General features: G+C 53.2%; 10 protein-coding genes. 7 read left to right on the forward strand and 3 right to left on the reverse strand.

All coding sequences use genetic code 11. From position 1 onward, the window contains the following. Window positions 1-169: 169 nt before the first annotated feature. Both ACYVK4_RS02780 and ACYVK4_RS02785 read left to right on the forward strand, forming a co-directional pair. Window positions 170-2,545 (forward strand): ABC transporter permease, encoded by a 2,376-nt coding sequence (locus tag ACYVK4_RS02780; RefSeq protein ID WP_461125961.1) that lies wholly within the window; start codon window positions 170-172, stop codon window positions 2,543-2,545. A 29-nt stretch (window positions 2,546-2,574) separates the two neighbouring features. After that, window positions 2,575-2,871 carry a hypothetical protein gene (locus tag ACYVK4_RS02785; RefSeq protein WP_461125962.1) on the forward strand — a complete coding sequence of 99 codons (297 nt, stop codon included), beginning with the start codon at window positions 2,575-2,577 and terminating at the stop codon, window positions 2,869-2,871. 63 nt (window positions 2,872-2,934) lie between these two features. Here the strand turns inward: ACYVK4_RS02785 and ACYVK4_RS02790 are convergent, their stop codons facing one another. After that, complete coding sequence (locus tag ACYVK4_RS02790; protein WP_461125963.1) at window positions 2,935-3,696, reverse strand: SDR family NAD(P)-dependent oxidoreductase; 762 nt, start codon at window positions 3,694-3,696, stop codon at window positions 2,935-2,937. Window positions 3,697-4,021: 325 nt separating this feature from the next. On the opposite strand from ACYVK4_RS02790, the gene ACYVK4_RS02795 reads away from it, so the two are divergent. After that, entirely contained in the window at window positions 4,022-6,427 is a 2,406-nt protein-coding gene (locus tag ACYVK4_RS02795) for an ABC transporter permease (RefSeq protein WP_461125964.1), read from the forward strand. 80 nt (window positions 6,428-6,507) lie between these two features. Then, the gene (locus ACYVK4_RS02800) at window positions 6,508-7,614 is read left to right on the forward strand and encodes a PA14 domain-containing protein (RefSeq protein WP_461125965.1); all 1,107 of its coding nucleotides are present in this window, start codon (window positions 6,508-6,510) and stop codon (window positions 7,612-7,614) included. Here the strand turns inward: ACYVK4_RS02800 and ACYVK4_RS02805 are convergent. Then, window positions 7,603-8,559, reverse strand: coding sequence for a sterol desaturase family protein (locus ACYVK4_RS02805; RefSeq protein WP_461125966.1), 957 nt, complete (start codon window positions 8,557-8,559; stop codon window positions 7,603-7,605). The two genes, ACYVK4_RS02800 and ACYVK4_RS02805, sit on opposite strands and share 12 nt — an antisense overlap. A gap of 380 nt (window positions 8,560-8,939) precedes the next feature. On the opposite strand from ACYVK4_RS02805, the gene ACYVK4_RS02810 reads away from it, so the two are divergent. Together ACYVK4_RS02810 and ACYVK4_RS02815 are read left to right on the forward strand one after the other, a co-directional pair. Continuing rightward, window positions 8,940-9,299: a LytTR family transcriptional regulator DNA-binding domain-containing protein gene (locus ACYVK4_RS02810; protein WP_461125967.1), complete on the forward strand. Its 360-nt coding sequence runs from the start codon at window positions 8,940-8,942 to the stop codon at window positions 9,297-9,299. A gap of 173 nt (window positions 9,300-9,472) precedes the next feature. Next, on the forward strand, window positions 9,473-10,531 hold the full coding sequence (locus ACYVK4_RS02815) for a DUF4097 family beta strand repeat-containing protein (RefSeq protein ID WP_461125968.1): 1,059 nt from the start codon (window positions 9,473-9,475) through the stop codon (window positions 10,529-10,531). A gap of 333 nt (window positions 10,532-10,864) precedes the next feature. Here ACYVK4_RS02815 and ACYVK4_RS02820 read toward each other — a convergent pair whose 3' ends face one another. Further along, window positions 10,865-11,422 (reverse strand): biopolymer transporter ExbD, encoded by a 558-nt coding sequence (locus ACYVK4_RS02820; RefSeq protein WP_461125969.1) that lies wholly within the window; start codon window positions 11,420-11,422, stop codon window positions 10,865-10,867. Between the two features lie 98 nt (window positions 11,423-11,520). Here ACYVK4_RS02820 and ACYVK4_RS02825 point away from each other — a divergent pair, with 98 nt between their 5' ends. Continuing rightward, entirely contained in the window at window positions 11,521-14,619 is a 3,099-nt protein-coding gene (locus ACYVK4_RS02825) for an FAD-binding and (Fe-S)-binding domain-containing protein (RefSeq protein WP_461125970.1), read from the forward strand. The last annotated feature ends 8 nt before the right edge of the window (window positions 14,620-14,627 follow it).

Here is a 14,627-nt window from a genome sequence, read left to right on the forward strand (position 1 = left end):
GCATCGGTATAACGTGCCTGTCCACAAATGAACGTCCACTGTCCGCAATCGGACAGTGGACGTTCATTTTCATTAGATAAGTCATTAACATACAGATCTTTACGATTACTGGTACAACATTTGGGCATACTATCTCACCCGATTACGGAACCACCTGTTATCCAGACTCATGCTACAAAATTACCTAAAAACGGCCCTGCGTACATTATGGAAACACAAGCTGTTTTCCTTTATCAACGTTTTCGGTCTGGCGTCGGGCATGCTGGTCTGTTTGCTGGCCATGATCGACATCAAAGGCGCGTTCGATTATGATTCGTTTCACCCCCACACCGACCGTACGTACCGGATCATCACGGATGTAACAGCCAACACCAACGACGAGCAGGGGTTCGCCACAACACCCCTCCCACTTGCCGAAGACCTGGCACGTCATTACCCCTTTGTCGAAACCGTCACCCGCGTGGTTCGGATTTACGGCGAAGTCACGGCGAATCGGAAGCAATTGCCCGTGGTATTCAGCGCAGTCGATCCGGGTTTCTTCACCGTATTCGGATTCAAACTAACAGCCGGTCGAGCCGCTATTGCGCCTAATACGTTGGTGTTGACCCCGGAAACCGCCGAGCGTTTTTTCGGGACCGCCAATCCTGTTGGGAAAGTTATGGAACATGGCGAGTTTGGCGCGCTGACCGTAACAGGTGTTTTCGCTAAAAACCCAGCCAAATCACATCTGAACTTCGACATGCTTGTTTCCATGTCAACCTTGTCTACGCCAGCCTGGCAGCGATCCCTGACCGACTGGAAATACTACAGCAAAGGATATACCTATGTCAAGCTCAAGCCCGGTGTTTCAGTTGAAACGCTCGATGCAGCCTTGCCATCACTCGCCATCCGGGCCACCAAAGGGATTCGGTTTACCGACGAAAAAGGGTACACCTTCCGAAGCCAGTCGTTGACCAGCCTTTCGCCCTCGCGCGAAGACCTCATGCACGCGACTTACGAACCCACCGCCGGAAAACTGGAGACAGAAATGGGCGTTGGTCTGTTGACGCTGCTGCTGGCAGCCTTTAATTACATCAACCTAACGCTGGCCCGGTCACTGAGCCGCGCCCGCGAGGTTGGCATCCGGAAAGTGTCCGGGGCACTACGCTGGCAGTTGATGGGTCAGTTCATGGCCGAATCGGTGATTCTGTCGGTGTTGGGGCTCGGCTTATCTTACCTCATGTTGCAGGTTGTGAAACCGATGGCCTTTGTGCAGCAGTGGCTGATTGGCGGTGTAGCTTGGGAGAACGACCGTATGCTCTGGTTCGTCTTCATTGTTTTCAGCGTTGTCACGGGGGTATTGGCAGGATTGTTACCAGCCCGCGTCCTGTCGGGATTTCAACCGGCGCAGGTACTCCGAAGCCAAACGGGCATTCGGGTGTTTAAGGGGATAACCCTCCGCAAATCGCTGATAGTCGCCCAGTTCTCTATTTCGCTGCTGGCTATGATTGCATTGCTGGCCATGGCCCGACAGCAACAGTTTATGGCCACAGCCGATTACGGGTTCCAACGGAAAGGGCTGCTGACCATTCCGCTGAACGGCTTTCCAGTGGCCAGACTATCCGACGAGATCAGTCAACTGGCGGGGGTAGAACGGGTAACCGCAACGGCCGCCCTGTTTGGCGATCATGGCAGTAACTGGCGGATAGTCTATCGGCAGAAAACCAGGAGTGACTCCTCAATAGCCGATGTCTTTGCCACCGACGCCAACCTAATTCCTGCCACCGGGCTCACCCTACTGGAAGGACAAAATATCCCACTATCCGTATCTGATTCAGCGTCGAGCCGGGTAGTCATCAACGAAGAAGCCGTGCGGGCTTTTAGACTTGGCGATGCCAAAGAAGCCGTTGGGCAAACGCTTTGGCTCAATGATAGTACGGATGTGCAGATTGCTGGTGTTGTGAAAGACTTTCAGTCTGCCACGATGGTCTGGAAAATTCGCCCGCTGATACTGCGCTACCAGCCAGGTGAATTTCGGTATCTGACGGTGAAAGTTACCGGCGGAAACCCCGAAGTCGTTAAAGCCGATATTGCCCGCATCTGGAAACGACTTAACCCCTACGAGCCGTTTACCGGACAGTGGTACGACGACTTTCTGTATCAGCGCCACAGCCATACCGACGACCTGAATTTCATGAGCTTACTGCTTGGCTTAGCCATGTCTATTGCCTGTCTGGGCCTGTTGGGAATGGTTACCTACACCACCGCGCTGCGAACCAAAGAAGTGGGTGTGCGTAAAGTGATGGGTGCCAACGTGGGGCAGGTTGTGTGGCTGCTGTCGTGGGATTTTCTGCGTCTGCTGCTCATTGCCGGGGCTGTCGCCCTCCCGCTGGGGTACCTGGCCAGCAGCTTTTTTCTGATGACGTTTGCCTATCACATCACGGTGGGCTTTGGCCTGTTAGGGCTATGTTTCGGCACGATGCTCCTGCTGGGCGGGCTGACGATTGGCTGGCGAACGTATCGGACCGCCCTGACAAACCCGGTGAAGAGCCTGAGAAATGAATAAACTCAATCACTTATCCTTTCCCTAACACTATGTCGTACATCGCTATACCCATCTCTTCGCTGCCCGGCAAGCAGGACATCGAAATCGACGTAACCATCAATGGACAGAAGCAGGCACTGCATTATCGGGTCGAACTGTTCTACTGGGGCGACTGCCGCGTGCCCACCTTCGACCGGGTCGAGTGCATCCGGCAGCTGCTGGCCGAATATGACCGCGACTGGACGCTCTATTACATCGGCTCCCCCACCGATGAGTTTGTGCCCATCACGTTTGTCAAGAAAGAAGATTTAGCCAAACAGCGAACCTTATTGCGGGCATCGTCATAGGTATTGATTGGCGTACCGACCGGGACGGTTCGACGCATCGACGGTCGGTACGACAGCCTATACCTACTCCCTTGCTTTGCGAAGGGCAGGCAGGCCGATACCCGCTGCGTCGAAACCGCCATCTACGGCTATCATCTGCCCTGTAATAAAGGAGGCCTTGGGGGAGCAGAGGAATACGACGGCTTCGGCAATATCCCGCTCGGTAGCGGAGCGGTTCAACGGAATACCGTCGTAATAGGCTTTGATGATTTCGGGCGAATGAACGGCTTCGGCCAGTTTAGTCTTTACCGGGCCGGGCGAAATGCAGTTTACCCGAACGCCATAATCGCCAAGTTCCACCGCCAGTTGTTTGGTCAGGTGCACAACGGCGGCTTTCGAAGTGCCATAGGCCACCCGCAGGGTACTGGCCCGAACCGCCGAAATAGAGGCTATATTCACAACGGCACCCCGGGTTTCTTTCAAGGCGGGTATAACGGCCTGGGTACACAGAAAAACACCGTCCAGATTCGTCGCCATCACCGTTCGCCAGGCCTCAAAATCCGTTTCTTCGAGCGGCCTGAAAATGGCGACACCGGCATTGTTGACCAGCGCGTCAATGCGCCCGAACGCAGAGAGTACCCTGGCTACCATGTCGGTAACCATGCCCGGATTGGAAACGTCACAATGAACAGCTAATGTGCCGGGCAGTTCTGCCGTCGCTTTTTGCAGTTCCGCTTCGTCAAGGTCAACCATGGCGACCTGCCAGTTATCTTCCAGAAATAGTTTTGTTGTGGCTAAACCGATTCCCCGGGCAGCCCCTGTCACGATGGCAACTTTCTTTGTCATTACGTACTTGATTACACCATTTTGCCTCACTAGTCTCAAAGCCCATGGCTCCGCTAATTTAGGGCAAATACAAGCGGGTTTCAGCTAACAAAAGATGGCTTTTTGAGTAATATATAATTTTCTTATATATAAGAAAATTATATATATTTGATCCATCATAGTAGTTGGTGATCTGATGTGTTAGCTGGCGCGGGTATTCACCCATGCCTTCACATGTAGCAAGCCGGTCCGACGTCCCGGTTCGCTTGCGTCAGTGAATACTGACTTCATGAAAAGGCACGGGCAACTGCCCGCGCCAGCTAAACTACCTCAACCCTCAACTTTTATGTTCCGCAACTACCTCAACATCTCGCTTCGTAATCTGTGGCGTAACCGGAAAGTTACTCTCATCAGCATCATTGGCCTTTCCATTGGTCTGGCGTGTAGTCTGGTGATTTTCCTACTGGTCAGCTACATGTTCAGTTTTGACCGATACCATGCTAAAGTCGACCGGACGTTTTGGGTCGTTACCGACATACGGCAGGAGAACGTGGTGCCAACCGATGCTACGCCCCGGCCCATGGGCGATGTGCTGCGGCAGGAACTTCCCTTTGTGGAAACGGCGGCCCGGCTCGAAAATGTCTCCCGGCGTATCATGGCTGTGCCCGATGGCAAAGGCGGCTTTTCACAGAAGTTTGAGGAATCCAGGAACCTGTGTTTCACCGAACCGCAGTACTTCGACATTTTCGACACCGAATGGCTAAACGGCAATCCAAAAACGGCGCTGGCAGCCCCCAACACGGTCGTCCTGTCGGAACGATACGCCCGGAAATATTTTGGCTCGGCCAATCCGATGGGCAAGGTGCTGCGCTTCGATAACCAGACGAACCTGACCGTGACGGGCCTGATCAGGAACCTTCCGTCCAACACCAAGCTCCGGTACGACGCGTTTATTTCCTACGCGACCGTGCCGACGCTATTAGGCGAAGCCGGCAAACAGGCCATGCAGGACTGGAATAGCGTATTTACCGTCTGCTTCGTCACCCTCCGCGAAGGCACGCCCGTAGAACGTCTACTCGATGCGTTTCCGGTTATCAGCAAAAAGTACCTGACCACACCTGAAGCGAAAAGACTAACTTTTCATACCATTCCCCTCCCCGACCTGGATCACTTGCCCCAATACGGTGGCCGGTCGCCAAAGCCAATCCTGTACGCCCTGATCATCGTCGGTCTGTTTTTGACGCTGGCGTCCTGCATCAACTTCATTAACGTAGCCACCGCCCACGCCCTGAAACGCTCCAAAGAAGTGGGTGTTCGGAAAGTCATGGGTAGCTCGCGCTGGCAACTCATCGGGCAGTTTATGGTTGAGACAACGCTGGTTACGCTGATGGCCTTTGTTCTGGCCATGTTACTGGCTTACCTCTGTCTGCCGCTGCTCAACAGCGCCCTGTCGGTTATGAGCACCGACATCGCCATCGGGGGTTTATTCCGGCCCGATTCGCTGGGTTGGTTTGTGGGCCTGATTGTGGGCGTTATTCTGCTCGCGGGCTTATATCCGTCGCTGGTGCTGGCCCGCTTTAACCCGGTAGCGGCCCTGCGCGGTCGGCTAACGACGCGGCAAGTTGGTGGCGTGTCGGTTCGGCGGGGGCTGATTGTCACGCAGTTTTTTATCACCCAACTCTTCATCATTGGCGTGGTGGTCATGATGGCGCAGGTACGGCACATGCAGCAGGCCGATCTGGGTTTTCAGAAAGAAGCCGTTTTGACGGTACCGATACCGCCCGGCAGTCTACTGAAACAGGATGTTGTCCGGGCCCGGCTGGGGCAGATAGCGGGCGTAGAGGCCATATCGCTGGGCGCTGAGCCGCCCGCAGCCTACAGACGACTGCCCGTGCCGTTCACGTTTGACACCCACACGAAACCCGAGAAATTTCCGACGGTGGTTAAAGTTGGCGATAAAAATTATGTGTCGCTTTACGGTATCAGGCTATTGGCCGGGCGCAGCTTCCGAACCAATGATACAACGAACAGCGAAGCACTCGTGAATGAAACCATGGTGCGGGAGTTGGGGCTGCGCTCACCGAATGATATACTCGGCAAGCGCCTTAACCTGTGGGGTGGCGACAAAACGGTGGTTGGCGTCATGGGGGATTTTCACCTCAGCGGACTACGCGAAACGATTCCGCCCACCACCCTGCTGAATTATCACCGCGAGAACCGAATGGCCTCCCTAAAGCTTACCCCAACTAATCTATCAGCCACACTGAAAACGGTTGAAAGCACCTGGAATGACTTATATCCCGAACACGTTTTCAAAGCCGATTTCGTGGACGATCTGCTGAATAACTTTTACATGACCGAGCAAATTCTGCTGGGTCTGGCCCAGGTGTTTTCGCTGATCGCCATACTCATTGGCTGCCTGGGTTTGTATGGCCTGGTGGCGTTCATGGCGGAGTCGAAAACCAAAGAGATTGGCGTCAGAAAAGTGCTGGGGGCCACGCCAAAACAGCTGGTGTGGCTGTTTGGCCGCGAATTTAGCCGACTGGTGTTGATTGGCTTCGTGCTGGCAGCGCCGGTGGGCTGGTTTTTGATGAATGGGTGGCTGCAAGGCTACGCCTACCGCATCCATTTCGGCTGGTGGGTGTTTGCCGTTACGCTGTTGACAGCCAGTGGCATTACAATCCTTACCGTTGGCTATGAGTCGTTGAAAGCCGCCCGAATGAACCCGGCCAGGAGCCTTCAAAACGAGTGATTGACCACACATCATTTTCCTGGTTGCCGGACCGGAATTGATCACTAACATAGTCATGTTTACAGAAAGAGGGTGTTGGCATGAACGCGATCAAATTACTCAGCGGATTCCTGTTCTGGCTAATGGCGGGGCAGACCATTGCCCAGCAGGGCCTGAAAGGAGACTATTATGAAGGGACAAATTTCGAGCGAAAGGTATTCACCCGAATTGACCCGCAACTTAACTTCAACTGGCGCGGACGCAGCCCCGGTCCGGGCATGCCCGAATCCTATTACTCGATCCGATGGACGGGTAAACTGCTGGCCCCAGCCTCGGGACAATACCGCTTTTACGCGCAGGTCGACGACGGTATTCGGGTTTGGGTGGGCAATAAACTCGTGATCAACTCCTGGCAGCTGAACGACTCCAGAAGTTTCGAGGGGAGCGTCATTCTGGAAGCGGGTAAGTTCTACGACTTACGGGTCGATTTTTTTAATGATCTCCTGGAAGGCGAAATTTTCCTGTACTGGCAACGGCCCGAAGCCCAAAAAGTGTTTCCCGATGCCCCTGTCAGGAACGGTTTAGTTACGAACGGTCTTGTACCTGCCAATCTACTTTTTCAGAAAGCATCTCCCCCCCGGACTACACTGACTAAAACACCCCCAGCTCCCGTCGCGAAGCCGCCCGTTGTCGCTGCGGCTTCGCCAAAGGTTATTCCAGCCAAAACTATTCCATCAAAACCGCTGGTCAGGGCCAGGCCGAAAGTGGCGATCAGCCCTCCACCCTCAAAAACAATTACCCCTAATACCGCAACGATTCCCGCCAGACTACCCGAACCCGGCAGCCAATCGACACCCTCGTTTGAGCCGGGAGCGTCGTTCATTCTGCACCATGTACAGTTTGAACAAAGCAGTTATATCCTGTTGCCCGAATCATCGACGGAGTTGAATCAGTTGGTGGCCGCCTTGAAAAAGAACCCGGCCTGGCAACTCGACATTGCGGGTCATACCGATAACATCGGCGATCCACGCCTGAATCTGGCCCTCTCCGAAAACCGAGCCAACGTTGTGGCCGGTTACCTCAAACGGCATGGCATTGCCGAGGAACGAATAACGACAACAGGGTATGGCGGCACACGTCCCGTAGCGCTTAACAACACCGAAGGCGAACGAAGCAAAAACCGACGGGTAGAGATTTCAATCAGGTAATCCGGCATTACCCGAACCGGGTGTCGGGGGGAGCTCTGCAGTGAATGAGGGATCGCTGACGTCGTGCGCTAACTCCATTGTCTGACGCAGTTGATCGGCGGTTAAGCTACTACCGTCATGACTCCAGCCTGGCGGAGCAAACAGGTACTTTATCTTCTGAGTCATTGATCCAGGTTTGCAACTGTTTTCAACCAGTTTTCTCCATTCATGAAAAACCAGATTAACGGGCGAGGTATCCACAATATCGGTCGTAAGGCCGTACCTGACCGGATCATCCGGCCGTTCTTCGGCAAATGTACCGAACAGTCTGTCCCAGATAATAAAACACATACCCATGTTGCGGTCAAGATATCGGATATTGGAGGCATGATGTACCCGATGATGCGACGGTGTTACCATGAACCACTCCAGCACACCCAGTTTTCCAATGTGTTGGGTATGAATTAAAATACCCCAGATCTGAGTTGCCGAGTACATAAACACAATTTCTTCCGCCGGGAACCCTAGCCAGGCAATTGGCATGAAGTAAACGAAGCGATATAATGGCTGAAAGACAGACGACCTGAAACCCGTAGACAGATTGAACTCTTTCGATGAGTGATGGGTAACATGCACTGCCCAGAATACATGGCAGGAGTGATCAACCCGATGCAGCCAGTAAAAGGCGAAATCTTCCATCAAAAGCAGAAGAACCCAGTGAAGAACAGGATGGCTGACCGTTACAACCCGGTGGTGGAAAAACCAGGTTAGTATCATCATGTACCCTGCCCGCGTCAGTAGATCAAGACTAGCATTCAGTACAGATAAATAGATATTCTGAAAAAGACCTCTGGCTGAATAAACGGGTCTGTTCGTTCGGTAGCTTAGCAGGATCTCTGCCACTATAACGATGGCATATAGAGGAGTTGTTACAAGCAGAAGTAACGATTCACGATAATCAAGCATAACGGGTTAGGGTGGTAAGGTGAGACATGCGAACAGGTAAACCACCAAACATGGTCTGCCTGAACACAGCGGTAAAATAGCCGAATGGCCATCAGCCTCACTGGCTAGTTTACCAACAGTAACTCTAAGTTTATCAACGGTAAGCGCGGCAACCGTCTATTGCTGGCTAAAAGAGAAAGGTGAGGTCAATGGGCGAGCTTGTCGATGCAAGCTATCCCCTTCCGAAGAAAAAGAGCGGAGCAAAAAAACGATCGGGTAACGATCTGCTTTAAGTGACCGATAAATTATTTCAGAATCTTTCGACTTCGTCTTTTTAGAAATAAATTAATCATATATATTTATCGTAAACTTATTGTTAATCTATAATTATTATACTATATATGAGATTTAGTAAATTGAACGACAATACATCCAGAATTACATATTTAATGGGATGGGGGAATTACACCCGCGTATTTCTGGTCGACTCCTCACCACAAGTCAATGCAACCACGCTCAAAAAATGCGTAGGCACCCTTCCCGGCTTCATTCGATTGAGTAAAAGTGCCGCCGTCAATCCATACCATATCGATCAGGTCCGCCGGAAGGGAGACCGTTGTGCCGATGTATTGGTAGCCGGCACGTGGCTTCCGGTCAGTCGACGCCGGGTCAGTACATTGGTTAAACACCTCTATCAATTACCCGATGTGCATGTCAAAGGACTTGTTCATTTCCGCGCAGCGTCACAACCTGTTTCATAAATTGATCGCATGAATTAACCTTTAGAGTACTGATTTTCAGCGGGTCGGGTAGCGAACAGACTTTGTTCGCTACCCGACCCGCTGGCTTTTTGGCATTATCCACCAAAATAATTTCAAACCGTGCAACCCTACTTACCAAAATATCATCTTTAGTCTATAAACCGATAAACGATATGAAACGCAACCAGTTTCTACTAACACTCCTTAGCGTAAGCACCCTGGCACTAACCTCTCTGGCTCAAAATCGTAACAGTGACCGGGATGCACCCTATCAAACCAAAACTTTTTCGGGCAACATAAATGCGGTGCGGGCCGAAACCTCGGGCGGCAGCCTGACCATCGAAGGCGGCACTGACATGAACGCCAAAGTCGAGATGTATGTGCGGGCCAATAACTGGAACGACCGGCTCGATAAAGGTGAAATCGAAGATCGCCTGAAAGACTACGACATTTTCATCGCTCAGGAAGGCGGCACCATCGTGGCAACGGCCAAACGGCACAACAATCTGACAAACTGGAAAAACAGCCTGAGCATCAGCTTTAAATTTTACACCCCGCGCAAGGTCACAACCGACTTGCGGACGTCGGGCGGTTCCATTCACCTGGCGTCACTGAGTGGTACGCAGAAGTTCCGCACGAGTGGCGGTAGCCTTCATCTGGAAGACGTAGACGGCGATATTAATGGGCAAACGTCCGGTGGCTCCATCCACTTCGACGGGTGTCAGGCTGGCACATCGGGCCATCTTGACCTGCAAACGTCGGGCGGCTCCATCGAAGGCAAATCATCGACCGGCAAAATGCATCTGGTCACATCGGGCGGCAGCATCCGGCTCACTGACCTGAAAGGCAACATCGACGCCCGCACCAGCGGAGGCAGTATTCAGGGCGAAAGTATCGAAGGGGACATCAAGGCAAGTACATCGGGCGGGGGTGTCCGTCTGGCCAATGTAGCGGGCAGCCTGGATGCCAGCACCAGCGCGGGCAGTGTGGACGTGAGCTTGACGAAAGTGGGCGAATACGTCCGCCTGAACACCAGCGCGGGCAGCATCCGCGTAAAAATGCCCCTCAACAAAGGCATGGATCTGAACCTGCGCGGCAACCGGGTCAACATGCCCGACAACCTGTCGCGTTTTGAAGGCGACATTGAAAAAGACCGCGTCCGGGGCAAACTCAATGGTGGCGGTATCCCGGTTGAAATTGCCGCCAGTTCGGGGAGTGTTTCTGTTAACTAGTCAGCATCTTTCTTCGTCAAACAAAACCCGCCGAGACTAATCCCGGCGGGTTTTGTTTTTCCGTGGTGTTGGGTCTTTCCATGTTATCCGTGGTGTCGGATCTTCCCGTAGTATCCTTGGTACCGAGCCTTTCCGTGGTGTCGGGTCCTCAGACCCGACACGGCTAGGTTTCTCAAAACCTATTGATACATATTGACCATTAAAGGTTTTAGAAACCTTACTTGTCAGGTCTGAGGACCTGACACCACGAGAGCATGTGACTACGGGGGCACGGGAGCACTGGGCCACGAGAGTTCAAAAAGTGGGCGAACCGGCCCTTACGCCCGCCCCTCTTTACAAGCTTCCTATCCGGGCATAATACGAATTGACGCGCAGGTAAACGACCTCTTTCAATGGCTGATTTTGTAAAAACGTTTGCTCGTAATGCCGTAGCATAAGCCGCTCATTCGGTACCAGTTCGGAGATGAACAGATAGGGAAGATTGCCAGCTGTTTTTAACTCATTCAATGCCTGAGCGACGTTTCTGAAGGTGGCATATTGAGTAGGTTTGATAACGACCGCGACATCACCCCTGGCCGATTTAGCCGCTGTGGCCAACAACCGCCGGAGCGCATCCGGGCCGTACGCAGTGGTTTGAAGTTCAGCCATATCATCGCCGTGCCAGTACTGCACAACGCCCACCCGATCTTTATGGAGCAGATAGAGAACAATCACCTTGCGGGGATATTCGGGCGACGCATATTTATGACAGCCCGCAGGAATGGTAACGCCCAGCATAGCAGGCCTCTTTATTTCTTTTTGCCACACAAAAAAGATAATCAACAACAACGCAATCAACACAAACGGTGTCATGTCAACTCGGATCGGAATGGAGGTTCGTCGCGTTTTCATGGGGAACGGGAGCTTTAGTCGATGGATGACCGAAGCCAGTAAATTCCACAAACGCCCGTCGTTTTTGTATCTTTACAAGACGTTTGACGCTTCCGTTTATGTTTCGCCTTTCCCAGAATCCTTCCTTCGCCAGCCTGTTGCCTTCCTTCGAAGGTGAACTTTATTTCGATGAGTCGCCCGAGCATACTGCCCAGCGGATTCTCTACGCGACCGATGCCTCCGTTTATCAGGAAATGCCCATTGCGGTGGCACTTCCAAAATCGGTGGGCGATATAAAGCAGTTGCTTCGTTTTGCCCAGCAACACAAACTGGGGTTGATTCCCCGGGCAGCCGGAACATCGCTGGCTGGTCAGGTGGTGGGCAGCGGCATTGTCGTCGACATCTCGAAATACTTTGGCAAAATCCTGGATACGAACACGGCTGAACAGTGGGTTCGGGTGCAACCGGGCGTCATCCGCGATGACCTAAACGCCTTTCTGAAACCGCACGGTCTGTTGTTCGGTCCCGAAACGTCCACCGCCAGCCGCGCCATGATTGGCGGTATGATTGGCAATAACTCCTGCGGGCTGCACTCCATCGTGTGGGGCACCACCCGCGACCATCTGCTCGAAGTGAAGGCCCTGTTGAGCGACGGTGCCGAAGTTACGTTCGGGCCACTTACGCAGGATCAGTTCGACGCCAAATGTCGCGGAGAAAACGTCGTGAGCCCGCTCGAACAACGACTGTATACCCAATTCCGCGACTGGCTATCCAAACCAGACGTTCAAAAACACATTCGCGAAGGTTACCCCAAGCCCACCGTCAGCCGCCGGAATACGGGCTATGCGCTGGACGCGATGGTGAAATTTTGGGAGGGACGACAGGGAGAAGAGGAGGAGAGGGCCGAAAGAGATGTTCAAAGAGAAGCTTCCTTCTCCCCTTCCTCCTCTCCTCCTTCCTCCCAAAATTTCAACTTCGCCCACCTCATTGCCGGTTCGGAAGGGACGCTTTGTTTCATTACGGAGGCCAAACTGAATCTGCTGCCGTTGCCGCCCAAAGAATCAGCGCTGGTGTGTGCCCATTTTGACACCATTCGTCAATCGCTCGAAGCCAACCTGGTTGCTCTTGCGCATCGTTGTTTCGCGTCGGAGCTGGTCGACGATTACATCCTCCAGCTCACCAAAACCAACATCGAACAGGCCAAAAACCGGACATTCGTGGAGGGCGATCCAAAGGCAATCCTGATGGTTGAATTTTTTGATGACACCGTGGCGGGCGTAGGTGCCAAAGCCGAAGCGTTTGTGGCTTCGCTCCGGCAAAAAGGGCTGGGGTATGCCTACCCGATTCTGTTCGATACCGAAACGCAAAAGCCCTGGGCATTACGCAAAGCCGGGTTGAGCATCATGTACAACATTCCCGGCGACGATAAACCGGCAAATGTTATTGAGGACACGGCCGTGGATGTCCACGACTTACCCGACTATATCGAAGAGCTGGACCGGATGGCGTGGGAGAACCACGGCCTTAAACTCGAATATTCGGCCCATGCCGGGGCGGGTGAAATTCACGTACTGCCGCTCATCAACCTCAAATCATCCGAAGGACGCACCAAGTTTAGGGCGTTGCTGATGGATACGGCCCAGCTGGTCAAAAAATACGGCGGTTCGCTCTCCGGCGAGCATGGCGACGGACGGCTGCGGGGCGAGTGCATCGCGTTCATGCTCGGCCCCGAAAATTTCCAGTTGTGCAAGGACGTCAAAGAACTCTGGGACCCGCACAACACCTTCAATCCCGGCAAGGTGGTTAACACGCCCCCCATGAACGAGTCGCTCCGCTCGGAAGCCGACGTAGTTATTCCGCAACCCAAAACGGTGTTCGATTTTTCCAAAGACGGGGGCCTACTGGAGTTGGCCGAGAAATGCTCCGGCTCCGGCGACTGTCGCAAAACCGAAATCTCCGGGGGCACCATGTGCCCCAGTTACATGGCCACCCGGCGCGAACACGACACCACACGGGCAAGGGCCAACATCCTGCGGCACTTCTACAGCAGTACCGAAAAGCTCGTTGAGAGCGATTACGAAGCGGTCAAAGACGTACTCGATCTGTGCCTTTCCTGCAAAGCCTGCAAAGCCGAATGCCCATCCAGTGTGGACATGACGCGTATGAAGGCGGAGTTTACGCAACAGCATTACCGCGAACATGGCGTTCCACTCCGGGCGAGACTTGTGGGCAATTTCACTAAGCTTATGTCATTAGCCAGTAAAGCCCCCTGGAGTTATAACGCCATCTATAATAACCCGACGCTCCGGAAGGCAGCCAACCGCGCCGTTGGTTTCCACCCCGACCGCACCATGCCGGAACTGGCCACAACGACCTTAAAAAAGTGGTGGTGGGAACAGAAAAAAGAGGAAAATGAACGAATTGGTCGCGAAACCAGGAAAAATTACTGGCCGTCGCTCCATGCCAAACCTTCCCCACTCCTCCCGGCGAACTCCTCGCTCCTTCTTTTCGTCGATGAGTTTACCAACTACAACGACGTCGAAGTTGGCCGGAAAGCCATTCTATTGATGCAGCGGCTGGGGTATGAGATTACCGTTCCCGAACATGTGGAAAGCGGCCGAACGTACCTCTCGAAGGGCCTGGTCGACGAAGCAAAGGCCATTGCTATCCGCAACGTGACCTTGCTCAAAAACCTCGTTACGGACCAGAAGCCACTAATTGGTCTTGAACCATCGGCGATTCTGACCTTCCGCGACGAATACCCGCTCCTCGTTCCGGCCGAACTCCGGGAAGACGCCGAACGCATTGCCAAAAACGTTTTCCTCTTTGAAGAGTGGCTCGCCCGCGAAGCCGACGCCGGACGTATAGACCGAAACCTTTTCACGACGGATGCTCAACTGGTAAAAGTCCATGGACATTGCCACCAGAAAGCGCTGTCGTCCATGATTCCGGTCAAGAAAGTGCTGTCGCTGCCCAAGAACTATACGGTGCAACTCATCCCGTCGGGCTGCTGCGGCATGGCGGGTTCATTTGGGTACGAGGCTGAGCATTACGACCTGTCCATGCAAATTGGGGAGCTGGTCCTGTTTCCGGCTGTTCGGAAGGCTGAAAACGCTATTATTTCGGCCGCCGGCACCAGTTGCCGCCACCAGATCAAAGACGGCACCGGCCGTAAAGCGCAGCACCCCGCCGAGATTTTGCTCGACGCCCTACGTTAAACCTTTTG

This window comes from Spirosoma aerophilum, from assembly GCF_054782495.1.

Coding starts and splice junctions, on each gene's coding strand:
- ACYVK4_RS02780 (WP_461125961.1), top strand. CDS start 170: ATGCTACAAAATTACCTAAAAACGGCCCTGCGTACATTATGGAAACAC.
- ACYVK4_RS02785 (WP_461125962.1), top strand. CDS start 2,575: ATGTCGTACATCGCTATACCCATCTCTTCGCTGCCCGGCAAGCAGGAC.
- ACYVK4_RS02790 (WP_461125963.1), bottom strand. CDS start 3,696: ATGACAAAGAAAGTTGCCATCGTGACAGGGGCTGCCCGGGGAATCGGT.
- ACYVK4_RS02795 (WP_461125964.1), top strand. CDS start 4,022: ATGTTCCGCAACTACCTCAACATCTCGCTTCGTAATCTGTGGCGTAAC.
- ACYVK4_RS02800 (WP_461125965.1), top strand. CDS start 6,508: ATGAACGCGATCAAATTACTCAGCGGATTCCTGTTCTGGCTAATGGCG.
- ACYVK4_RS02805 (WP_461125966.1), bottom strand. CDS start 8,559: ATGCTTGATTATCGTGAATCGTTACTTCTGCTTGTAACAACTCCTCTA.
- ACYVK4_RS02810 (WP_461125967.1), top strand. CDS start 8,940: ATGAGATTTAGTAAATTGAACGACAATACATCCAGAATTACATATTTA.
- ACYVK4_RS02815 (WP_461125968.1), top strand. CDS start 9,473: ATGAAACGCAACCAGTTTCTACTAACACTCCTTAGCGTAAGCACCCTG.
- ACYVK4_RS02820 (WP_461125969.1), bottom strand. CDS start 11,422: ATGAAAACGCGACGAACCTCCATTCCGATCCGAGTTGACATGACACCG.
- ACYVK4_RS02825 (WP_461125970.1), top strand. CDS start 11,521: ATGTTTCGCCTTTCCCAGAATCCTTCCTTCGCCAGCCTGTTGCCTTCC.